Raw genomic sequence first — 21,726 nt, 5'->3', positions numbered from 1 at the left:
CTAGCACGCTTCAACGACAGGTAAAGCCGCAGTTGCCAATTAAGGCAGATCACTGCGCACCCTGTGCATTTGTCAATTCACCTTTACACTTGAATATTCACAAAGTGTAACGATAAGCTTACGCTATGACTTATCTGACAGCCCTCTCCCCCCGACACCTGCCCGAACCGGCAGCGATGTTAAGGCTGATCAAACCCGTCACGTGGTTTCCACCGATGTGGGCATATCTGTGCGGTGTGATTTCATCAGGGGTATCGCCAAGCGGCCAATGGGGGCTGATTGTTCTTGGCGTCATCCTTGCTGGCCCCATCGTCTGTGGCATGAGTCAGGCCGCCAACGATTGGTGTGATCGCCACGTTGACGCGATCAACGAGCCGGGTCGCCCCATTCCGTCGGGCCGCATCCCCGGCAAATGGGGCTTGTATATCGCGCTGGCGATGTCGGTGCTGTCTTTGATTATTGGCGCGCAACTTGGCCCTTGGGGGTTTGGCGCGACCGTGTTTGGCGTGCTGGCGGCTTGGGCCTATTCCGCAGAACCCGTGCGCCTGAAACGATCTGGCTGGTGGGGTCCGGGGCTTGTCGGCCTATGCTACGAAGGCTTGCCTTGGTTCACAGGGGCCGCCGTTTTGTCCGTTGGCGCACCTAGCTGGCCTGTCATCATTATCGCCTCCCTTTACGCCACGGGCGCGCACGGCATCATGACGCTGAACGACTTCAAGGCGCTTGAAGGCGACCGCCAGATGGGGGTCAATTCGCTGCCCGTAACGCTCGGGCCGGAACGCGCGGCGCGCATGGCCTGCTGGATCATGACAATCCCGCAAATTATCGTCGCGGCACTGTTGTTCACGTGGGGCAAGCCGCTGTTCGCCGCGGCTATCGCCGCCCTGCTGGTCGCACAAATCTGGGCAATGACCATCCTGCTGACAGACCCGAAAGCCCGCGCGCCTTGGTACAATGGCACCGGCGTCGCGATGTACGTCAGCGGCATGATGATCGCCGCCTTCGCACTCAGGAGCATGCTATGACACTATCATGGGGCCAAATCGCTCGTCTTGGGCAGGTGCAAATGGCGCTTGGCGCGATTGTCGTGCTCACCACCTCGACGCTGAACCGTTTGATGGTTGTCGAATTCGCCCTGCCCGCCCTGTTGCCCGGCGCATTGGTTGGCCTGCACTATGGCATCCAACTGTCGCGGCCGCGCTGGGGCTTCACCTCTGACACAGGCGGCAACCGCACCCGTTGGATTATTGGCGGCATGGCGATTTTGGCGGCGGGCGGCATCGGTGCTGCCTTTGCCGTGACCATGTTCGCACAAAATTTTGCGCTGGCCATTGCATTGTCCATCATCTCATACGGGCTGATCGGCATCGGCGTCGGCGCGTCCGGCACATCGCTGCTGGCACTGCTTGCAACGGCCACCGCCCCTGATCGCCGCGCAGCTGCTGCCACGATCACATGGCTGATGATGATCTTTGGCATCGCCTTGACCGCTGGCCTCGCAGGGCAATTCCTCGACCCCTATTCACCGCAACGCCTGATAACCGTCGTCGCCGTCATCTCCACACTCGCACTGCTTCTGACGACCCTCGCTATCGGCAAGATCGAAAGCCGCGTCACCCCCATGCGCCCTGAGGCACCGACCCCCTTCATGCACGGCCTACGTGAGGTTTGGTCAGAGCCGAAAACACGCAACTTCACCCTGTTCGTGTTCCTGTCAATGAACGCCTACTTCATGCAGGAATTGATCTTGGAACCCTACGCAGGCCTCGTTTTCGGCTTCACTCCGGGGCAATCCACATCGCTCAGCGGCGCGCAAAACGGCGGCGTGTTCATCGGGATGCTGACCGTCGGCATCATGGCAACGGGCCTGAAAATCGGCGCGCTTCGCACATGGGTCATGGCGGGTTGCCTTGGGTCTTGCGCGGTTCTTACGCTGATCTGTATGACAGGCTTCGCTGATACCGCGCTGAACTTTACCTACCTTGTGATCGCACTTGGCTTCTTCAACGGCATGTTCGCGGTTGCAGCGATTGGCGCGATGATGGCGCTTGCGTCCCAAGGGCGGGGCCAACGTGAAGGCACGCGCATGGGTCTGTGGGGTGCAGCACAAGCCATCGCCGCAGGTTTCGGCGGTCTGACAGGTGCCGTGCTTGTGGACGTTGCGCGCACCTTCGCACCAGACGGCCCTGCCTTCGGTGCCGTCTTCACGTTCGAAGCGACCCTTTTTCTTGCCGCAGCTTTGATGGCTGCGCGCGTCATGGAAACGCCGCAGGCCACCATGCCTGCCACACTCGTGCCAGGAGAATAAAATGTATGATGTCGTCGTCATCGGTGGTGGCCCGTCCGGTGCCACAGCAGCAGAAGACCTCGCACGCTCTGGCAAGTGTGTCGCGATGATCGACCGCGATGGTCGGATCAAACCCTGCGGCGGGGCCATTCCACCGCGCGCCATCACCGATTTCCTGATCCCCGACGACCAACTTGTCGCCAAGGTGAACACCGCACGCATGATTTCCCCCACCGGACGCAAGGTCGATATCCCGATTGAAAACGGCTTTGTGGGCATGGTCGACCGCAAGGATTTCGACCCCTTCCTGCGTGACCGTGGAAAGCAAGCGGGTGCCGATTGCTTCACTGGCACCTTTCTGCGAATTGACCGCGACGCGGACCAAACCGCCGTCGTCTTTCGCGACAAGGAAACGGGCGAAGATCGCAGCCTGCAAACCAAACTGATCATCGGCTCAGACGGCGCGCGGTCTAAGGTCGCCAAGGCTGAAGTCCCCGGCGGCGACAAGATTCCGTATGTCATCGCGTACCACGAAATCATCGAAGCCCCCGCACTTAGCGTCGACTATGATCCGCTGCGCTGTGACGTGATTTATGACGGCGCAATCTCGTCCGACTTCTATGGCTGGATTTTCCCCCACGGCAAATCCGCCAGCATCGGCATGGGTACGGGCATCGAAGGCGTGGACCTGAAAAAGGCCACCGCCGACATTCGCGCCACACATGGGCTGACCGATTGCAAAACCTTGCGCCGCGAAGGTGCGCCGATCCCGCTGAAACCAATGGACAAGTGGGACAATGGCCGCGATGTGATTTTGGCAGGTGATGCCGCAGGCGTCGTCGCGCCGTCCTCTGGCGAAGGCATTTACTACGCCATGCTGGGTGGACGGGTCGCAGCAACTGCCGCCAGCGCCTTTTTGGAAACGGGCCGCTCCAAAGATCTGCAACTGGCCCGCAAGCTGTTCATGCGCGAACATAAATCAGTGTTCAAAGTCCTCGGTGCGATGCAAAACGCATACTACCGCAGCGATGAACGGCGCGAGCGTTTCGTGTCTTTGTGCCACGACGTCGACGTCCAACGCCTGACATTTGAGGCTTACATGAACAAGCGCCTGATCAAGGCCCGCCCGATGGCACATCTGAAAATCGGCATCAAAAACCTTGCGCATCTTACGCGCCTTGTGTCTGAAACCCACGTCTGATGACGATCATGATCCCCGCTTGGATCGACGGAACGCTCACGCCTGTCGAAAAGCTGGACGCGCATCTGCGTGGCTTGCGGCACAAGGCGATTTCCGTCTTTGCCATGTCCGGCGATCACATCCTGATCCAGCAACGCGCCATGTGCAAATACCACACGCCCGGTCTGTGGGCGAACACCTGTTGCACGCACCCCGATTGGGACGAGGCACCGCTGGCGTGCGCCGCGCGCCGCATGAACGAAGAGCTTGGCATCACAAACCTGACCCTGCACCATCGCGGGCAGTTAGAATACCGCGCCGATGTGGGCGGCGGCCTGATCGAACATGAGGTGGTCGAGGTCTATGTGGCCCAGGTCCCGTTCAGCTTGCGCATGGCCCCCAACCCGGAAGAGGTGATGGCGACCCGCTGGGTGTCCCAAACCGATCTGCGCGCACAATTAAAGACCACGCCTGACGCCTTCACCCCTTGGCTGCAAATCTACATGGCGCAGCACAGCACGATGATTTTCAAGGAAATGGCCGGCGCTTAAACCCGCGCTGGCGCTTTGATCGCCTGCAATGCGGTGGCCGCGATATCCGTCGCTGTCAGCCCTGCGTCGGCATACATCGCATCAGGGGCCGCTTGGTCGATAAAGCGATCTGGCAAGGTCATCGTGCGCACAGCCAAGTTGCCATCCACCAACCCCTCGCCCGCCATGTAATGCAAAACCATCGCGCCAAAGCCACCCTGCGATCCTTGTTCAATCGTGATCAGCGCCTTGTGGTGTTTTGCAAGCTGCCGGATTAGCGCATGATCCAACGGCTTGGCAAATCGCGCATCCGCGACTGTCATCGAAACACCCTGCGCCGCCATTACATCAGCGGCCTTCAAGCTTTCCGACAAATGCGCCCCAAACGACAAGATCGCCACATCTGATCCTTGGCGCACAACGCGCCCTTTGCCAATCTCAAGCACCGCGCCCACGTCAGGAATATCAACACCCGTGCCCGTCCCACGCGGATACCGAAACGCAATCGGCCCGCTATAGTGCGCCACAGCGGTGGCAACCATGTGCACCAATTCAGCCTCGTCAGAGGCGGCCATCACGGTCATGTTGGGCAATGCAGAAAGGTATCCCACATCGAACGCACCCGCATGTGTAGCGCCATCGGCCCCGACCAATCCGGCGCGGTCGATCGCGAAACGCACAGGTAGATTTTGCAACGCCACATCATGCACGATCTGGTCATAACCGCGTTGCAGGAACGTCGAATAAATCGCGCAGAACGGCTTCAACCCTCCCGCCGCCATGCCTGCCGCAAAGGTCACGCCATGCTGTTCGGCAATGCCCACATCAAACATCCGCTTGGGAAATTTATCCGCGAAAATATCCATCCCCGTGCCAGACGGCATGGCCGCCGTGATCCCAACGATCTTTGAATCTTGTGCTGCCATGCGGGTCAACGCTTGGCCGAACACCTTGGTATAGCTTGGCGCATTTGATCCAGATGTCGCCTGCGCACCACTGGCCACATTGAACTTTGAAACACCATGATACTTATCGGCAGAGGTTTCAGCAGGCGCATAGCCCCTCCCCTTCACCGTGCAGCAATGGATCAACACCGGCCCCGTCGCCCGCGTCCGCGCCGCGCGCAAAACACCCAGCAACTGATCCATGTCATGCCCATTAATCGGGCCGATATAATCAAAGCCCAGTTCTTCGAACATCGTGCCACTTGCCGCAGACGTCCCCGTCACCAATTCCCGCGCACGCCGCGCATGATCGCGCAATGGGCCGGGCAATGCCGCCTCGAACGTCTCGCCCAGAGCACCCAGCGGTGTGTCTGCCAAGCGCGACATATATTGCGACATCGCCCCCACGGGAGGCGCAATGCTCATTTCATTATCATTCAAAATCACGAACATGCGGCGGCCTTCGGCGCCTGCGTTGTTCATCGCCTCATACGCCATACCCGCGCTGATCGACCCATCCCCGATGATCGCCACGGCATCACCCGTCGGCTGCCCCATATCGCGCGCGACCGTAAACCCCAAAGCCGCTGAAATCGACGTACTCGAATGTGCCGCGCCAAACGGATCGAATTCGCTTTCAGAGCGTTTGGTGAACCCTGAAATCCCGCCTTCTTGTCGCAGCGTTTTCATCTGCGCGCGCCGACCTGTCAGCACCTTATGCGGATAACACTGATGCCCCACATCCCAGATCAACTTGTCGCGCGGCGTGTCGAAAACTGCATGCAGGGCAACCGTCAGTTCAACCACACCCAGCGACGACCCAAGATGCCCGCCGGTTGTCGCCACAGCCTCGATTACTTCGGTGCGTAGCTCGTCCGCGAGTTGCGCAAGGTCGCCATCGCTTAGACCCTTCAGGTCGGACGGCCCGGCGACACGATCAAGAATGGGGGTCATATCGGCAGCCCTTTCGATTTGGGAAAATTTAATCTGTTGGTACGGGGACAGACGGCGAAGGTTCGACGTCTGCCTCCCGTAGCCAACAGGAAATGTCAGAACCTTACGGCTCCAACGGTTTTCGGACTTTCAGGGACGAAAAATCCGAAACCTCGTGCCTTGGGCCAGCACAGTCGCGGCCCAAGGAAATCGTTAAACCAGATCGGTGCCCTGTTCGGTCACATAGAACGAATAGGGTGTCGGATCGGGCCGGAACTTGGAATCCTCGGGCAGCAGCAAACCCACCCAATGGATCGCGGCCAAGGTGAACCACAGCGCCAGACATAAGATTGCGGCATAGCCCGCCCCCTTCAGCATCAGCATTAGAACGTCACCACTTAGGCGCAGTTTCCGATTATCGGCCGTTCCCAGATAGTCGTGATTGTCACTCATAATCTTATTCCTCTCTCGGACTGCACCGCTTAATCAAGCGGCGCATAGCCATGTTCTTGGGCCCAGACGAACCAGTTATCGACAACCGTGCCAGTCAACAAAATTCCGATGCCGCCTGTCAGCGTTGTCAGAACCGCGAACCACCAAGCCCAGCGGTGAATGCCTTCCATTGTGGCGTTGAACCCCATGGTCCAGCGCCAGAACAAAGCCGCCCGCTCGGATGCCGTGCCGCGATCAACGATCTGTTCAATCTCACGCTCGCCACCGTAGCGGCTGACCGCCAGAATGGTCGCGCCGTGCATCGCAAACAGCAGGGCCGATCCATACAAAAAAGCAATCGAAAGCGCGTGGAACGGATTGTAGAACAAGTTGCCATAGGTCAGTGAAAACAGGTTCGTCCAATCAAGGTGGCTGAAGACGCCATAAGGCACAGCCTCGGCCCATGACCCCATCATAATGGGGCGGATCAAACCCAGCACCAGAAACAACCAGATGGCAGAGGCGAAAGCCCATGACACATGCTTGCCCATTCCCAACTCTTCAGCCCGCAAATACGTGCGGATCCACCAAGAGATGACAGACACCAGCAAGAAGAACGATGCGATTAGCCATGCACCACCATCATTCAACGGAGCCATGCTCAGACCGTATTCCTCGGACGGGGGATCAAGCGACAGCCAGAATAGCTCTTTTAGGAACAGCGGGATCGAATAATCCACCTGCGCCAGATAGCTGATCCCGACGATCATAAACCACAGCGCACCCGTCGCCAGCGACACGACACCAAAGGCGCCCAGATAAATCGGCCCCAGCTGCGCGTTACCGAACACACCCGCCAGCGTCGAAAAGCCCGCCTTCTTAGTCCGTTCTCTTGCCAGCGCCCCGTCTGGGTCCATGCCCATTTCAGGCGGCCCCTGAACTTGGACCTGTGTGAAAATATTTTGATATTCAGCCATTTTTCATATCCTCCTACAGGTCGCGCCACCACGGTAGATCAGCGTACCAATCCCACCATGCAGCCCAGCTATCGAACCAAATTGTTCCCGAAATCACGATGCAGATCGCGCTCCAGACCACGGCATTCAGCGCAAGGAACAATCCAAGACGGTGGATACCCAATGGCCCGATCGAATACCCAATCAAATCGCGGAAATACGTGTCTTCGTGATCCGGCGATGTGATCTGCTTGCCTTTGCCTGGGTTAACGGCGGACAACACCAAAGAGCCATGCAGCGCTAGCGCGAAACACGTCGTAAAGAAGAACGTAATCGCGACCATATGAGCCGGATTGTAGTGGAAGTTTCCGTAGGCATAGCCCACGTTATTCACCCAATCGAGGTGGCTGAAGATGCCATACGGAAAACCATGCCCCCACGCGCCCAGCAACAGCGGGCGGATTATCACCAGCGCCACATAAGCAAGGATCGCGATGCTAAAGGCGAATGGAACATGATATCCCATGCCCAATTTGCGGCAAATCTCGACCTCGCGCATCATCCAACTCAGGAACGCGAACGTGGCGCAAACGGTGATCGCTTGCCACAAGCCGCCTTCGGCCAATGGCGCAATGCCCAGACCAACCTCTAGCGCGGGTGGATCAATGGAAATCAACCACGGGTTCCATGTGTCGCCCATTGCGGCGCCATAGAAAATAAGAAATGTGCCAAGAGCGGCGAAGAAGATCGTCGTGACACCAAAAAAGCCAACATAGAACGGCCCCACCCAGAAATCGAATAGATCACCACCAACCAGTGTCCCGCCGCGGACCCGGTATTTTCTTTCGAAGCTGAGCAATGCCATCTTCTGTCTCCCTACTCATCGCCACACCGAAAGTGCCGCCATGTTGAAATTAAAACTGTTTGCTATGGGCGGCACATCGTCCCGCCCATAGCTTTGCTTCATGCTGAGTTACTCGTCGGCCATTGTGCTGAACGCACGGTCGAACCAGTTTGTCTCTGGATTGCTAAGCAGAACGAGGTGAATCATTGCTGCCAGCAAAAACAGGAAAACACCCTGTGCCACGAAAACGCGACGGGGGTCGAAGATCAGCCAGATTTTGTAAAACTGTGCCATATGATATTCTCCTTAGCCCCAAGCAAACCAGGGCAGTTTGATGTATGTCAGGATGTGCGCTACCACGGCGACCGCTGTGAATAGAATAAACCCCTGCATATAAACTGAGTGCAGTTCCTGCGCCTGTTCGTCTGAGAGACCTGTGAAGCTTAGGTCTTTTTTATCAGCCATTTTTTCTCCTAAGAATAAGTACTGATGCCGCGCGTCCCCCGCGACTGGGTTGCAACAGGGGCTCCTCCCCTGCCTTAAGCACCTTGGTCCCGAAGGACCTCAGATTGCGTCACCGCACCCCCGTCGGGCTGCGGAAATTTCGTCAGGCCCAGAAGATGCACGGCGTGATTGTGCGCGCTTCGCCGATGGCACTTTGAATGGGTCCTTGCGCTGGCATTTTTGCATGACGCACCAAGCCGTAAGCCCAAATCGCTGTGCAAGACGGCACGGCTGCAAGAAAAATCAGGCCAAAATAAACCTGATATTCCCTTGTTATTTGGCGTTGCCGTTTGGCGTCGCGCATATTATTGATATCATTATTAAAATCAGTCATTTAGTCTCTCCCATAGCTGGTTGAAGATCATCTACATTTTCCAACACGACCCGTTCCGCACCCGTTTCGAGCGCACGCTTTTCAGCGGCATCTCTCAGGGTTTTCGCGGCGGAAATCCGTGTCAGAATGGGATGGGATGCAACGATCTCATCCAGTCGTTTTTGCGCGTCAGCATCCCAAGGGAAATCGCGGCGCAATGTCGTTGATGTGGCAAGTGTCGCATCCATTTCAGTGCCAAGCGGCAAGATGTGGAACAGTGCATCAAACAAGCTGTTGCAAACTTCTTGCAACAAATACGTGGCCCCTGCGTAGCCCATAAACGGCGTACCCGTTGCCCGCCGAATTGCAGCGCCCGGAAATGATGCTGGAATAAACGAGGGTGCCGGACCAAAGCCCGCTTTCATTTCGGCCAGGTACATCTTTTCATTGATGGACCCCAGAACAATCAGCGGCTTTGTTTTGTGCATCATATCGCGCACATCGTCGTTATTCGTTTTCTTGCCGCGCAAACGCGCTATCGCAAATGCGCAAGGCAATCCCAAATCCGTATCCAGATAATTCTGAATACCGCGCGTATAGGTTTCATTGGCAACAATTGCGAAAGACGCGGTTGCAAAGAAATCTTGCGTCACGGACCGCCACAAATCCCAAACAGGTTTAATCGTCGAGTGTTTTTCTTGTTCAATAAACGGCGCGGGATCAAGGCCCAGCAATTCACCCAACATCCGCAAAAACTTAGTCGTAGATTCAATTCCGATTGGCGCTTGTAAATACGGCTTATTCAAAACCTCACAAAGTCCGCGCCCAAATTCGCGATACATACAGATATTCACATCCGCATTCACAAGACCGCGCATTTCAGCAACATGCGCACCCAGCGGCATGACCATATTAATCTCGGCACCAATGCCTTCGACCAACCGCCGAATTTCCGCTAGATCGGATGGCATATTAAACGTGCCATACATCGGGCCCAAAATATTCACGCGCGGGGCTGCACCTTCCTCGCGCTTTTTCTCGGGCGGCATCCGGCCTTTGGTCATCCCGAATTCGGTAAAGATCCACGTCATCGCGCGGTCAGCCGCTTCCCACTGATCCTCGTCAATCGTACGCGGCAAGAACCGTTGAATGTTGGTCCCCTGCGGCGTGACACCGCCACCAATCATCTCGGAAATCGACCCCGTCACCACAACCGCTGGCAAGGTAGGATCCAAAACGTCCCAAGCCCGCTTCATCGATTCCTCGGTGCCTGATCCCATTTCCTCTTCGCCCAATCCGGTGACGACGATGGGCAATTCATGCGGTGGCAAGCCGTCGGTGTAATGCAAGACGGACGTCACGGGCAGGTTTTCACATCCCACCGGCCCGTCGATCACACATTGCAGTCCTTTGACGGCGCAGAAGGCATAGACCGCCCCCCAATATCCGCCCGCGCGATCGTGATCTTGCACTAACACGTTGCACCCCCCTGATAGAGGTGGCACGAACACGATCGCTGCGCATTCGCTGCCTCGCGCTGTGCGCGTTTATGATCATAAACGCACACTAAATCATCTCCGCCGCTTTAGCAGCCTTAGCAGCACGCTCTAATTTCTTTGAATTCGTCGCACGGAACCCCGGTTGCACGTTTGGCGATTTTTCCCAAACGCCAGCTGTGTCGCCGTGACCTACGCCTTCGAAAAACGCGCGCATGTGATCCATCCGCGCCTTGTTGCCCATCGCCGCGTTGACGACCTGCGCCAAAGATCCCGCCCCCGCTGGCCCCATCAAAGGCCGCGCAGAAATCAGGTTCGTGAAATAGAGCGACGGGATACCCAACTCTTTGCCCTTTTGCACAACGGGCGTCGTGCCGATGGCCAAGTCCGGCTGGGTCGCCTCCATCGCGGCACAATCGTCTTCCAAAGACGCACGGAATTTCACCTGCACACCTTTGTCCGCCAACCAAGCTGCATCAGCCTCGTTCCAAGGCGTCTTCGGACACGCCGTGCCAACATACGGCACATCAGCCCCGCTTTCGATCAGAAGACGCGCCACCAAAAGCTCGCTACCTTCATAGCCCGACAACGTGATCGTCCCATTGATCGGCGCACCTTCCAGCGCACCTTTGATCACGGGCAAGAATTGGTTTTTCGCCGCATCAACCGTTTTCTGCGGCAAGCCAAACGCATCGCCAATCGCAGACAACCACGTGCCGGTGCCGTCAAAACCGACAGGCGCGGACCCGATCACCGGACGCCCCGCCGCTTGGAATTCGCGCACGCTGGCGGTGTAGAACGGATGGATCGCCGCGACCGCACCACAATCAAGAGCCGCATACAACTCGCGCCATTCACGGCACGGCACAACTGGACCAGCAGCCAGACCAAGCGGCGCCAACATCTGCCCGATCACCATCGGATCAGCAGGGAACATTTCGCCCAAAAGGCTAACAGTCGGGCGATCCGACTTGCCGCTTGCAGGCATGGCGACAGGACCTGCCTCAATTTCTTTGCGCGCGTAATTCAGCATCGCGCCCGCCAGCACATCTTTGGCTTCCGCATGCGTCGGAATGCCAAAGCCGGGCACGTCAATGCCGACGACACGCACGCCGTTAATTTCCTCTGGCAACAACCGCAGCGGCACGCCCGAAGCCGTTGGCACACACAGGTTTGTCACTACAATCGCGTCCAGCTTGGCGGGATCGGCCACGTCACGCACGGCCTCGCGGATGTCTTCAAACAGCTTACCCGTGACCAACGTTTCCGAGTTAAACGGCACATAACCCACCGACCTGCGCGCGCCATAAAAGTGCGACACAAACGTCAAACCATACACGCAACACGCCGACCCGCTGAGGATCGTGGCGGTGCGTTTCATCCGCAGACCAACGCGCAATGACCCGAACGCAGGGCACATGCTTTGTGGTTTATCGTGCGGTCCTTGTGGATAGTCGGCGGCGTATTGATCCAAGATCTCGGACTTGCCAGCAGCACGCGCCACCGCATCCATCGCACCGACCCCAGCCGTGCAGCCACCTTCGACGGCGATGGCTTCAACAGCCTCGCGCGCTTCGGTCACTGATAGGTTCCCGTCGGCGTCATAGCCGACCTCAAACCCTTCACGGCCAAGTTCCGTGCCTTCAGACATTATCATAAACCACTTCTAGGCTGGCCTTTGGCGCTGATTTCGTGCCGCGCATATCCGCGTCGGTTGCAGGCACCAATTCATAATCACCGCCGGTGTCTTTGCTATCGAACAGGCCCAGCAATCCGTCCTGATCCAGCGGTGTCGGTCGCACAGGCGGGGCAAGGCCCACCGCGTCACCAAGCTGACCAAACAATTCACCCCATTGGGATTCTGACGTTCCAACAATCTGATAATTTGCGGACTTTTTGCGCAAATCATCGTCTTGCGGAATGGCGGAAAGGATTGGGATATCCACAGCCTCGGCAAAGGCCGCAGCCTCGCCCGTGCCGTCATCTTTGTTAATCACCAGACCCGCAACGCCAACATTGCCGCCCATCTTGCGGAAATATTCCACGGCGGAACACACGTTGTTGGCCACATAAAGCGACTGTAAATCGTTGGACGCCACAAGGATAACCTTCTGCGCCATGTCGCGCGCGATCGGCAAACCAAAGCCGCCGCAGACCACGTCGCCAAGGAAATCAAGCAGCACATAATCGAAATCCCAATCATGGAACCCTAGCTTTTCCAGCAATTCAAACCCATGAATAATCCCGCGACCACCGCAGCCGCGACCGACCTCTGGTCCGCCAAGCTCCATCGCGTAGACACCGCCGCGCTTGAAACAAACGTCACCGATCTTGACCTCTTCGCCAGCAATCTTTTTCTTGCCAGAGGTTTCGATAATCGTCGGGCACGCCTTGCCGCCAAACAGCAACGACGTCGTGTCGGACTTCGGGTCGCAACCAATCAACAACACGCGCTTGCCTTGCTCGGCCATCATATGGCTGAGGTTCGCAAGCGTGAATGATTTGCCGATGCCACCCTTGCCGTAAATCGCGATGATCTGTGTCTTGCTGGTCGGTTCCCCTTGAGGAACCTCGAGCGTTGGTTCAGCTGCTTCGTCACGCAGGCGCTGGTCAAAATCTTTGAGATTTGGCACTTCGTCTTTCACGACGCATCCTTCCAGTTAAGCATCATCTTCAGGCAAGCCGGATCGCTGAACGCCGTGTCATAGGCGCCCCGCGCGTCAGCCGCGTTTGATGTGTGTGTGATTAATCCGCCAAGGCTTAGGCTGCCGCTTTCAACAAGCGCGCGCGTGACGGTCAGATCGTCTTTGGTCCATTCGGCCGCGATGCGGAACCGCGCCTCTTTCATAAAGGCAGGCGGGAAGGCAAAGCTGATGGGATCAGTGTAGAACCCCGCCAACACGATCTCACCGCCTTTGGCGATCCGCCCGATCAGTTGCGGCAAAACCGCTGTCGAACCCGAAGCATCGTAGGCCGATGCGTAATCGCACCGGTCGTCGGTTTCGGGATCAATCACATCATAGCCAACAGCACCGATCCGGCGCGCGGGGTCAATTTCCCATACCGTGGGCGCAGGCGCGCCAGCGGCCACAGTCAAGCGCGCAAGCAAGTGACCAAGCACGCCGTGCCCCACGATCAGATCAGGTACCGCTTTCCCCTGCCCCGCCATCGCGTGACGCGCAGTTGCAGCCAGCGCAAGCAGCGCACCTTCGGCACCAAAACCTGCATCAATCTTCGTGACGCGATCCTCGGCGGTGACAAGCAAACGCGCCGCACCACCGAACAGGCCGAACGCTTCTTCATAACAATTTGCGCCCGGCACAAAGACCCGGTCGCCCACTTTGAACTGACTGCCCGCACTGGTTTCAACAACCTCGCCCGCAGCCTCATATCCCGGCACAAGCGGATAACCCATACCAGGGAACGGCGGCATCTCGCCCGACCAGAACAGTTTTTCAGTGCCTGTTGAGATGCCAGAATGATCGACCCGCACAACCAAATCACCAGCCATCGGGGCGGTGATATCCAGCGTATCCAGACAAAGATCGCGCGGACCTTTCAGAATGACGGCAGTGGTTTGCAATGCGGCTCCCCTCCCGAACAATGCGTTTTTCCGAACCAAGCGTCAGAACGCATAACGGCATTTTCTAGAATGTAGCGTAAAACTGACATATTTAAGTGTCAATATTTATTGACATTTAACTTCCGCGCCAACAAACACCGCGTCACGAAAGATCGCAGCGGCTTAGGCGTTGCAATAACTTCAAAACCAGCGTCGGTGCAAAGTGCCGAAATCTCGGCAATAGAACGCGCCTTTCCGGTCTGCATCGCCAATGTATAAAGGGCAAAGTATACATCACCCGCCCGTTCCGGCGCATCGCCCCCCGACATCGGTTCCGAGATATAAAGCAACCCGTCGTCAGCCAGCGCTGCGTGACACTTGGCCAACAAAGCCGCGACCATGGTGTCAGAATGATCGTACAACACCCGCACCAAACTGATCGCATCGGCCCCTGTGGGAATCGGGTCGTGCACGAACGACCCTTCAGCGATCTGCGCGCGCGCCATCATGCCAGCGGCGGCAAAACGCGGTGCCGCACTTGGCGCGACTTTCGGCAGATCGAACAACATCAGGTCCAGCTTCGGATAGGCCCGCCCAACCTTTTCCAGAAACGCACCCGACCCGCCGCCAACATCCAACAGCGTCGTAGCCTTGGAAAAATCAAGCGCACGCAACGTGTCTTCCGCCACAAGCTCTTGGCTTTGCGCCATCAGATCGGAATAAGTCTTGGCCACATCCGCATCCATCTCGCCACCAAAAACATAAGGCCAGAAATCGGCCAGCTCTGTCTTCGTCTCGCCGCGAAAGAACGCGACGGAATCGGCCAGATCGCGGTACAGAATGTCGTGGTGCTTGATCATATCCGCCAAGCCCGGCACCCCGACCAAAGCGGCCCCGCGCCGCGCAAGCACAAACCGTCCGCCGCGCTTTTGCTTGACCAAAGCCAAGGCTTCGGCGGCACGCATCAGGATCACCATCCGCGCAGGGGGCACATCACAAAGCTGCGCCAATTCATCAACCATGCGCGGACGCGCAAGCAACATCTGAGGGATATCAAACTGCACCAAGGCCATCAAAATCTGGCTTTGGCAAAACCCCGATAGCAGATCAAACAACGCCTCGCCTTCACGCCGCACGATACCGCGTGTGGGCAAAAACCCTGCCGCCCATTTCTGGAATTTGCGCGAGGCGATTAGCCGCGCAGCCCAGCCGCGCCCCCGCAGGACGCGCGCACCGACAGGCACATCGGTCATCTATTCACCGGGAACTGTGCTGCGCCATTTCATCGGCGTCAGCATCTCGGCCTGCGCGTTGACCATCTGCGCCAGCATCGCCTCCCCGGGACATTTCGGGATCGACGAAATCGCACCGCTTAGGATGTCTTTCATCCGCGCAATCGCGCCTTCGACGCCCAGTTCAGCCACAGCATTGGGGCGTCCGTGCAAATCATCCTGACCCACAGGCTTACCCAATGTCACTTCGTCATACAGCGCATCGCGCAGATCATCGGCAACTTGAAACGCCTCGCCAATGCGCGCGCCAAGTTCATCCCATGGCGCGCCGTCTTGCCCAGCAGCAATCGCGCCCATCTGGGTCGCAGCAATGAACAAGGCACCGGTCTTGGCACGGTGATACGCTGACAGATCAATCTGGCTTTCGCTTTCCCAGCCTTGGCCGGCACAAATCCCGTTCGGCATGCCGGTGCGTTCGGCAATCACCTTCATCAGTTCAATCGCGCGCGTTGGATGCAGATGTGCAGCCTGCGTCAAAACCGTGAACGCCATCACGATCAGACTGTCACCCGTCAGCACCGCAAGCGGTTCGCCAAAGGCGCGGTGCACCGACGGCTTGCCGCGCCGCGTATCGGCATCATCAAAGCATGGCAGGTCATCATGCACCAGCGACGCGCAGTGAATAAGCTCTAGCGCCGCTGCCGCCACATCCGCCAGTTTCGGGGTGTCATCACCACAGGCTGTCGCGACACTGAGCAAAATTGTCGGCCTAATCCGCGCACCCCCCGGCGTGACCGCATAATGCAAAGCCGAGGCAAGGCGACCCGGCGAAGGTGCCGTTTGCCCACCTACAATCGCGCTGGAAATTGCAGTCTCGATACGGTCAGTGAACGCCATGGGCCACTCCTCGGGTCAGCTTGCGCCACCATCACAAGTGTAAGATCTTGATGGCATGTATAATGTCAACTAAACTGGACAGATTGCCACCTGCTGTCAATCCCGAAGCTTTGCGAAAGGACTCCACCCCCTTGACCCACACCGCACCGCATATCGCAATCATCGGCGCGGGCATCGGCGGTTTGGCGGCGGCGCTGCGCTTGGCGCACAGCGGCGCGCGCGTGTCAGTGTTTGAACGCCACGCCACCCCCGGCGGCAAAATACGCACCTTGCCATCCGTCGCCGGACCCGTCGACGCAGGCCCCACGGTTCTGACGTTAAAATCAGTGTTCGATGCCTTGTTTGCAGAGGTCGGCTTGCAGTTGGACGATCACGTCACGCTGACCCTACAAGACGTCATCGCGCGGCACTTTTGGCCAGACGGCACCTGCCTTGACCTGATGCGCAACCATGCCGAAAGCGCCGATAACATCCACACAATGTTCGGCCCAAAATCAGCGGCAGAGTTTACAGCCTTCAGCCAAAAGACCGCGAAACTCTTTCACGCTTTCAACCCCAGCATGATGCAATCCGCTGCACCATCGTTGCCCGCGCTGACCCGTCTTGTCGCCACAAACCCCCACCTGATTCCCGCGATGGACCCGCTGCGCAGCCTTGCGGGATCGTTGCGCAAACAGTTCAGCGAACCGCGTCTTGCCCAGCTTTTCGCCCGCTACGCCACCTATGTTGGCGGCCTGCCAAACGCGGCTCCCGCGCTGCTGGGCCTGATCTATCACGCCGAGGCGCAAGGCGTCTGGCACGTCCAAGGCGGGATGCACCAGCTTGCGCGTGCCATCGAAAAATGCGCCATGACCTTTGGTGCGGTCTTTCACTACAACGGCCACATCAACCGGATCGAGGCGCAGTCAGGCACCGCTTGCGCGATCCACACGGACGGCGCCCGCCACGCGGTTGATGCGGTGATCTTCAATGGCGATCCGCGCGCTTTGACCACAGGCGCGCTTGGCCCAGCCGCCCAATCCGCCGTGCCGGACACAGGCACAGACCCGCGCAGCTTATCCGCCAGTGTCATGTCCTTCGCCGCGATCCCGCAGGGCGCTGACCTTTCGGCGCACAACGTCTTTTTCGCGCGCGACCCGCACACCGAATACACGCCACTGACCCAAGGCCAGCCGCAACCCGACCCCACGCTTTATGTTTGTGCCCAAGACCGTTTCGGCAACGCCACCCCAACAGGACCCGAGCGGTTTGAGATCATCCTCAACAGCCCCCCCGCCTCAACCGACAAAGCGAGAGAGACATGCAAAACACTGATCCTAAGCACGCTATCCCAGCACGGGCTGACGTTCTCGCCCACGCCGGACACTGTGACGCAACCACAGGACTTCGCGGCGATGTTCCCCGCGTCGATGGGGTCACTTTACGGGCGATCCCCGCACGGGATGATGGCGGCGTTCAAGCGGCCAACGGCGCGGACAGCGGTGAAAGGGCTTTACCTGACAGGCGGTGGCGCGCATCCGGGGGCGGGGGTGCCGATGGCTGCGTTATCCGCGCGCCACGCGGCCGCGGCGATCATGACCGACCTGCGTTTAACTTAGACGTCCCATCAGGCGGTTACGCATGGTGGTACATCGACGGCGTCAGCGACGATGGCAAAAAAGCAGTGTCTATCATTGGGTTTATCGGGTCTGTCTTCTCGCCTTGGTACGCATGGTCGGGTCGCGGTGATCCGACAAACCACTGCTGCATCAACGTGGCGACCTATGGCAAAGGTGGGCGTTTCGCGATGACCGACCGTGGATCCAGCGCCTTACGCGCAACCCGCGATACGCTGCAAGTCGGCCCGTCATCCATGACATGGACAGGCACCGATCTGGCCATTGATATCAACGAGGTTTCTTCCCTGCCCCTGATCAGCCGCATGCGCGGTAAGATCACCCTCACCCCGTCAGCGATCACCCAAGTCGAGTTGCCGCTGACACCAGACGGCGCGCATATCTGGCGACCCTTTGCGCCCACAGCGCGGATTAATGTCGACCTTGAAGCCCCCGGCTGGCAGTTCGACGGTCACGGCTATTTCGATAGCAACTTTGGCACGCGGCCCTTGGAAGCCGACTTCAAAACGTGGGTCTGGGCGCGCTATCCCACGACGGACGGCGCCACTTGTTTCTACGACGCCAAACGCACCGACGGCACCACGCTGGACACCGCGATCAACTTCGCCCCCGACGGCACTGCCACCCATGTGGAAGGACCGCCACAGACCCCGTTCAAGCGCACGCTTTGGTCGCTGCCCCGCGAAACGCGCGCCGATGCAGGCACCACGCCGCGCCAAATCAAAGCCATGTTAGACGCGCCGTTCTATTCGCGCAGCGTTGTCGAAACACAGATTGATGGCGCGGTGGTACAAGGCGTCTACGAGGCACTTGACCTGCGCCGCTACGCCAATCCGGTGATCAAATCCATGCTGGCGATGCGTGTACCGCGTCGCGCCGAATGGACGTTCTAAATTTTACTAAGGTCCACCGCAGGCGTGTCAGAGTTCAACTGCCACACACTATAATTCAGCGCGCCTGCAATCATGACCCAGAACAGATAGGGCAGCATTGCAAGCCCCGCCCACACGTCCAATTGCCAATGCGTGATCACACAGCACAGCACCGACACCCACAACGCCGCCATGACAAACAGCGCATCACGCATCCGGCGCAGGCCAAAAAACATCGGCGTCCATAACGTGTTGAACACAATCTGTGCGGCCCAAAACGCCATCGCATATCCGCTGCCTTCCAGCCCTGCAACACGGGCCGCAGCGAACGAAATCAGCACATAGATCGAGGTCCACATCACCGGAAACGCCCAGTTGGGCGGCGTCCAGCTTGGCTTGTTCAGTTGGCGATACCATTCACCTGTTGGAAACAGCGCACCTGTGGCCCCCGCCCCGAAACACGTCGCCAGAAAGATCAGAAATAGAAATACGTCCATCCGCCAACACTAGACCAAGGCTTACTCTGCCACCACCCCCGCGCTATCGGTGACGCCTAGCTCGCGGGCTTTCAGCTCTGCCATCACGCTCAGGAATGAACCCGCGCGCCCTGTTCCCCAGTCTTCGGCGCGGGGGCGGTTGGTTGCCACGGCATCGACCAAGAACCTCACTTCATCCAGTGGATGCGCAAACAAGATAGGCGACTTGGGCAAGATCACACTGCCCCCCGCCCGCATGGCGGATGTCCCGATCAGCACAATCTTGCGCGCCTTGCCAGACCGTCCACGATGATTGACAGAATCGTAGCCATTGCGCGCAACAGCCGTACCAATCGCCGCATAGATATAGCGCGCCGCGAAAATGCCCGTGCGTGCGCGCAACGGCAGTGCCGCAATCCCAGCCTCGGATTTCAAATACAAAGTACGCGCATCCGCCAACATGGATTTTACCATGCGCTTGATTTCAGGCGTGGCTTGCGGATCGGCCAAGAACGCATCTTGATCAACACCCGCATCCGTCAACCAATCCAGCGGCAAATAAATCCGCCCCATGCGCGCATCTTCACCGACATCGCGCGCGATATTCGTCAGCTGCATCGCCACACCCAAATCACACGCCCGCGCTAACGCATCCGCATCGCGCACTCGCATCAGCACACACATCATCGCCCCCACAGCAGAGGCGACGCGCGCACAATACCCGCGCAAATCAGCAAGGCTATCGTACTGCTTTTCCACCGCGTCCCATGCCAGCCCTTCAAGCAAGGCCTCGGGCAACGCGCGCGGCATATCAAAATCTGCAACCACGGCAGCAAAGGCACGATCCTCGGGCGCGTTGCGCGGCGTGCCTGCATACACCAGCTCGAGCCGTTCTTGCAGATCAATCACGGCGCGGGCCTTGTTATCGCCTTCGTCCACCTCGTCATCAGCCAACCTGCAAAACGCATACAGCGCCAGCGCAGGGTCGCGCACCGACGCGGGCAACAGTTTGGACGCCGCATGGAACGACAGCGACCCTGTGCGGATCACATCGCGGCAATGTTCCAGATCACGTGGGTCAATCATTCGGCTGCCAGCTTTGTTGTGGACGTCATCTCAGGCATATCCGGCACCAGTTTCCCTAACACCTCGGCACTAGACACAACCCCCGGCAAGCCCGCCCCAGGATGCGTCCCCGCGCCGACCAGATACAGACCCTTGGCTTCTTCACTAACGTTATGCGGCCGGAACCAAGCGCTTTGCAAAATCCGCGGCTCGATCGAGAAACCGCACCCATGCGGGGTTAGATACCGATCGCGAAATGTCTCGGGCGTGAACACCGCTTCGGTGACGATATCATCCTGAAACCCAGGCATGATTTTTTCAATCTCGGCTGCAACCTTGGCGCGGTAGATCGGTTCTTCGACCTTCCAATCAACCGGATTATCCCATCCCAAATGCGGCACAGGCGACAGCACATAAAACGTGTCATCCCCCTTTGGCGCCGCCGTCGGATCAGTGACCGAAGGCCTGTGCACATAAAGGCTCATGTCATCCGGCAACTTGCCCTTCATGAAAATGTCGCGCAGCAATCCTTTATAGCGCGGCCCGTTCACAATCGTATGGTGCCCCACATCGACCCACTTATCCGCCGTGCCCTTGGTGCCAAAATACCAAACATACAGCCCCATCGACCACCGCTTGCGCGACAGCTTTTTACGGGTCCAGCGCCGCTTGGTATGGTTGCGCAGCAGATGGTCATAGGTGTGGCCTGCGTCCGCATTGCTGACGATCAGCGGCGCTTGCAATTCTTCGCCACTTTCCAGCCGCACAGCCTGCGCCGCACCACCCTTCACAATGATCTCGTCCGCGACAGTGTTGTGCTTTATCAAACCACCTTGCGCGCGCACAACATCAGCCATCGCATCCGCGATCGCCTGCACACCACCCATCGCATAATGCACGCCGTAAGTCTTTTCGAGGTGCAGAACCAGCGCATAGATCGAGGTTACATGCATCGGATCACCACCGATAAACAGCGGATGAAACGACAGCGCCATGCGCAAACGTTCGTCCTTCACCCGTGACGCCGCAAGCCCATAGATCGACCGATCCGCCCGCAGTTGCGCGAACTTTGGCAGTACCTTGATCGTCTCCCACAGCCGGTGCATCGGCTTGGCGACCATTCCTTCAAAACCCACGACATAGCGCGCGTGACTGTCTTTAAGGAACCGCTTGAAACCTGCCACATCGGCCGGGTTCAGCTTGGCGACCTCTGCCAGCATCTCGTCATCGTCAGAGCTTGCCGCGAACTTTGACCCATCGGGCCAGCGCACTTCATAAAACGGCTCAAGCGGGCGCAGATCGACATCGGCGCGAAAGTCACGCCCGCAATCGGCCCAAAGCTGTTCAAACACTTGCGGCACCGTGACAATCGTCGGCCCCAGATCAAACCGATACCCGTCTTGGGCAATCGACGATCCACGCCCACCAGCGCGATCCAGCTTGTCCAGCATAGTCACCGCATAGCCCTTGGCCCCCAACCGCATCGCAGCCGCCAGCCCGCCAAGGCCTGCGCCAATCACAACCGCGCGGTTGTCGGTCAAAGTGTCCGTCAAAGGGTCTGCCATCGCCATTTGATTCCAATGTAAT

Annotated in this window: 22 protein-coding genes; 6 read left to right on the top strand and 16 right to left on the bottom strand. The window is 58.2% G+C overall.

Going from position 1 to position 21,726, the window contains the following annotated elements; all coding sequences use genetic code 11:
* Positions 1 to 125 precede the first annotated feature (125 nt).
* From chlG to idi, 4 genes are read left to right on the top strand one after another with little or no spacing between them, the layout of a single operon-like run.
* Entirely contained in the window at positions 126 to 1,025 is a 900-nt protein-coding gene (gene chlG, locus DHN60_RS18225; protein ID WP_108838751.1) for a chlorophyll synthase ChlG, read from the top strand.
* Positions 1,022 to 2,308, top strand: a complete 1,287-nt coding sequence (locus DHN60_RS18220) for a BCD family MFS transporter (RefSeq protein WP_108838750.1) — start codon at positions 1,022 to 1,024, stop codon at positions 2,306 to 2,308. The genes chlG and DHN60_RS18220 overlap by 4 nt, the downstream gene beginning before the upstream one ends.
* A 1-nt stretch (position 2,309) precedes the next feature.
* Positions 2,310 to 3,488: a geranylgeranyl diphosphate reductase gene (locus DHN60_RS18215; RefSeq protein WP_108838749.1), complete on the top strand. Its 1,179-nt coding sequence runs from the start codon at positions 2,310 to 2,312 to the stop codon at positions 3,486 to 3,488.
* Positions 3,488 to 4,018 carry an isopentenyl-diphosphate Delta-isomerase gene (idi, locus tag DHN60_RS18210; RefSeq protein WP_108838748.1) on the top strand — a complete coding sequence of 177 codons (531 nt, stop codon included), beginning with the start codon at positions 3,488 to 3,490 and terminating at the stop codon, positions 4,016 to 4,018. Before DHN60_RS18215 ends, idi begins: the two co-directional genes overlap by 1 nt.
* Here idi and dxs read toward each other — a convergent pair.
* The 13 genes from dxs to DHN60_RS18145 all read right to left on the bottom strand — a co-directional run bounded on the left by dxs (position 4,015) and on the right by DHN60_RS18145 (position 16,110).
* On the bottom strand, positions 4,015 to 5,895 hold the full coding sequence (dxs, locus tag DHN60_RS18205) for a 1-deoxy-D-xylulose-5-phosphate synthase (RefSeq protein ID WP_108838747.1): 1,881 nt from the start codon (positions 5,893 to 5,895) through the stop codon (positions 4,015 to 4,017). The two genes, idi and dxs, sit on opposite strands and share 4 nt — an antisense overlap.
* Positions 5,896 to 6,087: 192 nt before the next feature.
* Positions 6,088 to 6,327, bottom strand: coding sequence for an RC-LH1 core complex protein PufX (gene pufX, locus DHN60_RS18200; protein ID WP_108838746.1), 240 nt, complete (start codon positions 6,325 to 6,327; stop codon positions 6,088 to 6,090).
* Between the two features lie 29 nt (positions 6,328 to 6,356).
* Positions 6,357 to 7,283 carry a photosynthetic reaction center subunit M gene (gene pufM, locus DHN60_RS18195; protein ID WP_108838745.1) on the bottom strand — a complete coding sequence of 309 codons (927 nt, stop codon included), beginning with the start codon at positions 7,281 to 7,283 and terminating at the stop codon, positions 6,357 to 6,359.
* A 13-nt stretch (positions 7,284 to 7,296) separates the two neighbouring features.
* Positions 7,297 to 8,127, bottom strand: coding sequence for a photosynthetic reaction center subunit L (gene pufL, locus DHN60_RS18190; RefSeq protein WP_108838744.1), 831 nt, complete (start codon positions 8,125 to 8,127; stop codon positions 7,297 to 7,299).
* Positions 8,128 to 8,235: 108 nt separating this feature from the next.
* Positions 8,236 to 8,400, bottom strand: coding sequence for a light-harvesting antenna LH1, alpha subunit (pufA, locus tag DHN60_RS18185; protein ID WP_108838743.1), 165 nt, complete (start codon positions 8,398 to 8,400; stop codon positions 8,236 to 8,238).
* A gap of 12 nt (positions 8,401 to 8,412) precedes the next feature.
* Positions 8,413 to 8,571, bottom strand: a complete 159-nt coding sequence (gene pufB / locus DHN60_RS18180; RefSeq protein ID WP_108838742.1) for a light-harvesting antenna LH1, beta subunit — start codon at positions 8,569 to 8,571, stop codon at positions 8,413 to 8,415.
* A 142-nt stretch (positions 8,572 to 8,713) separates the two neighbouring features.
* Positions 8,714 to 8,944: a cytochrome PufQ gene (pufQ, locus tag DHN60_RS18175; RefSeq protein WP_108838741.1), complete on the bottom strand. Its 231-nt coding sequence runs from the start codon at positions 8,942 to 8,944 to the stop codon at positions 8,714 to 8,716.
* Positions 8,941 to 10,401 (bottom strand): chlorophyllide a reductase subunit Z, encoded by a 1,461-nt coding sequence (gene bchZ / locus DHN60_RS18170; protein ID WP_108838740.1) that lies wholly within the window; start codon positions 10,399 to 10,401, stop codon positions 8,941 to 8,943. The genes pufQ and bchZ overlap by 4 nt, the downstream gene beginning before the upstream one ends.
* Before the next feature lie 88 nt (positions 10,402 to 10,489).
* Entirely contained in the window at positions 10,490 to 12,070 is a 1,581-nt protein-coding gene (bchY, locus tag DHN60_RS18165; RefSeq protein ID WP_108838739.1) for a chlorophyllide a reductase subunit Y, read from the bottom strand.
* The gene (locus tag DHN60_RS18160) at positions 12,063 to 13,064 is read right to left on the bottom strand and encodes a chlorophyllide a reductase iron protein subunit X (protein WP_108838738.1); all 1,002 of its coding nucleotides are present in this window, start codon (positions 13,062 to 13,064) and stop codon (positions 12,063 to 12,065) included. The genes bchY and DHN60_RS18160 overlap by 8 nt, the downstream gene beginning before the upstream one ends.
* The gene (gene bchC, locus DHN60_RS18155; RefSeq protein ID WP_108838737.1) at positions 13,061 to 14,002 is read right to left on the bottom strand and encodes a chlorophyll synthesis pathway protein BchC; all 942 of its coding nucleotides are present in this window, start codon (positions 14,000 to 14,002) and stop codon (positions 13,061 to 13,063) included. The genes DHN60_RS18160 and bchC overlap by 4 nt, the downstream gene beginning before the upstream one ends.
* 98 nt (positions 14,003 to 14,100) lie before the next feature.
* On the bottom strand, positions 14,101 to 15,234 hold the full coding sequence (locus tag DHN60_RS18150) for a methyltransferase (protein WP_108838736.1): 1,134 nt from the start codon (positions 15,232 to 15,234) through the stop codon (positions 14,101 to 14,103).
* Positions 15,235 to 16,110 carry a polyprenyl synthetase family protein gene (locus DHN60_RS18145; RefSeq protein ID WP_108838735.1) on the bottom strand — a complete coding sequence of 292 codons (876 nt, stop codon included), beginning with the start codon at positions 16,108 to 16,110 and terminating at the stop codon, positions 15,235 to 15,237.
* Between the two features lie 131 nt (positions 16,111 to 16,241).
* On the opposite strand from DHN60_RS18145, the gene crtD reads away from it, so the two are divergent.
* A complete protein-coding gene (crtD, locus tag DHN60_RS18140) occupies positions 16,242 to 17,708 on the top strand; it encodes a 1-hydroxycarotenoid 3,4-desaturase CrtD (RefSeq protein WP_108838786.1) in 1,467 nt (488 codons plus the stop codon).
* Positions 17,709 to 17,779: 71 nt separating this feature from the next.
* Positions 17,780 to 18,619 (top strand): carotenoid 1,2-hydratase, encoded by an 840-nt coding sequence (gene crtC, locus DHN60_RS18135; protein ID WP_159089289.1) that lies wholly within the window; start codon positions 17,780 to 17,782, stop codon positions 18,617 to 18,619.
* On the opposite strand, the gene DHN60_RS18130 is transcribed toward crtC, so the two are convergent.
* From DHN60_RS18130 to DHN60_RS18120, 3 genes are read right to left on the bottom strand one after another with little or no spacing between them, the layout of a single operon-like run.
* Positions 18,616 to 19,095 carry a TspO/MBR family protein gene (locus DHN60_RS18130; protein ID WP_108838734.1) on the bottom strand — a complete coding sequence of 160 codons (480 nt, stop codon included), beginning with the start codon at positions 19,093 to 19,095 and terminating at the stop codon, positions 18,616 to 18,618. The genes crtC and DHN60_RS18130 overlap by 4 nt on opposite strands.
* A 21-nt stretch (positions 19,096 to 19,116) precedes the next feature.
* Positions 19,117 to 20,160 carry a 15-cis-phytoene synthase gene (gene crtB, locus DHN60_RS18125; protein ID WP_108838733.1) on the bottom strand — a complete coding sequence of 348 codons (1,044 nt, stop codon included), beginning with the start codon at positions 20,158 to 20,160 and terminating at the stop codon, positions 19,117 to 19,119.
* The gene (locus DHN60_RS18120) at positions 20,157 to 21,710 is read right to left on the bottom strand and encodes a phytoene desaturase (protein WP_108838732.1); all 1,554 of its coding nucleotides are present in this window, start codon (positions 21,708 to 21,710) and stop codon (positions 20,157 to 20,159) included. Before DHN60_RS18120 ends, crtB begins: the two co-directional genes overlap by 4 nt.
* Positions 21,711 to 21,726 lie beyond the last annotated feature (16 nt).

This window comes from Tateyamaria sp. Alg231-49, from assembly GCF_900143535.1.
GTDB lineage: Bacteria > Pseudomonadota > Alphaproteobacteria > Rhodobacterales > Rhodobacteraceae > Tateyamaria.
This window is presented reverse-complemented; position numbering and strand designations above follow the sequence as displayed.

Excerpts from the sequence above, each read along its gene's own strand:
- bchY (WP_108838739.1), bottom strand. The coding sequence starts at position 12,070 with ATGTCTGAAGGCACGGAACTTGGCCGTGAAGGGTTTGAGGTCGGCTAT.
- DHN60_RS18145 (WP_108838735.1), bottom strand. The coding sequence starts at position 16,110 with ATGGCGTTCACTGACCGTATCGAGACTGCAATTTCCAGCGCGATTGTA.
- DHN60_RS18130 (WP_108838734.1), bottom strand. The coding sequence starts at position 19,095 with ATGGACGTATTTCTATTTCTGATCTTTCTGGCGACGTGTTTCGGGGCG.
- chlG (WP_108838751.1), top strand. The coding sequence starts at position 126 with ATGACTTATCTGACAGCCCTCTCCCCCCGACACCTGCCCGAACCGGCA.
- crtB (WP_108838733.1), bottom strand. The coding sequence starts at position 20,160 with ATGATTGACCCACGTGATCTGGAACATTGCCGCGATGTGATCCGCACA.
- idi (WP_108838748.1), top strand. The coding sequence starts at position 3,488 with ATGACGATCATGATCCCCGCTTGGATCGACGGAACGCTCACGCCTGTC.
- pufL (WP_108838744.1), bottom strand. The coding sequence starts at position 8,127 with ATGGCATTGCTCAGCTTCGAAAGAAAATACCGGGTCCGCGGCGGGACA.
- DHN60_RS18220 (WP_108838750.1), top strand. The coding sequence starts at position 1,022 with ATGACACTATCATGGGGCCAAATCGCTCGTCTTGGGCAGGTGCAAATG.
- DHN60_RS18150 (WP_108838736.1), bottom strand. The coding sequence starts at position 15,234 with ATGACCGATGTGCCTGTCGGTGCGCGCGTCCTGCGGGGGCGCGGCTGG.
- pufA (WP_108838743.1), bottom strand. The coding sequence starts at position 8,400 with ATGGCACAGTTTTACAAAATCTGGCTGATCTTCGACCCCCGTCGCGTT.
- DHN60_RS18215 (WP_108838749.1), top strand. The coding sequence starts at position 2,310 with ATGTATGATGTCGTCGTCATCGGTGGTGGCCCGTCCGGTGCCACAGCA.
- pufQ (WP_108838741.1), bottom strand. The coding sequence starts at position 8,944 with ATGACTGATTTTAATAATGATATCAATAATATGCGCGACGCCAAACGG.
- pufX (WP_108838746.1), bottom strand. The coding sequence starts at position 6,327 with ATGAGTGACAATCACGACTATCTGGGAACGGCCGATAATCGGAAACTG.
- DHN60_RS18120 (WP_108838732.1), bottom strand. The coding sequence starts at position 21,710 with ATGGCGATGGCAGACCCTTTGACGGACACTTTGACCGACAACCGCGCG.
- pufM (WP_108838745.1), bottom strand. The coding sequence starts at position 7,283 with ATGGCTGAATATCAAAATATTTTCACACAGGTCCAAGTTCAGGGGCCG.
- pufB (WP_108838742.1), bottom strand. The coding sequence starts at position 8,571 with ATGGCTGATAAAAAAGACCTAAGCTTCACAGGTCTCTCAGACGAACAG.
- dxs (WP_108838747.1), bottom strand. The coding sequence starts at position 5,895 with ATGACCCCCATTCTTGATCGTGTCGCCGGGCCGTCCGACCTGAAGGGT.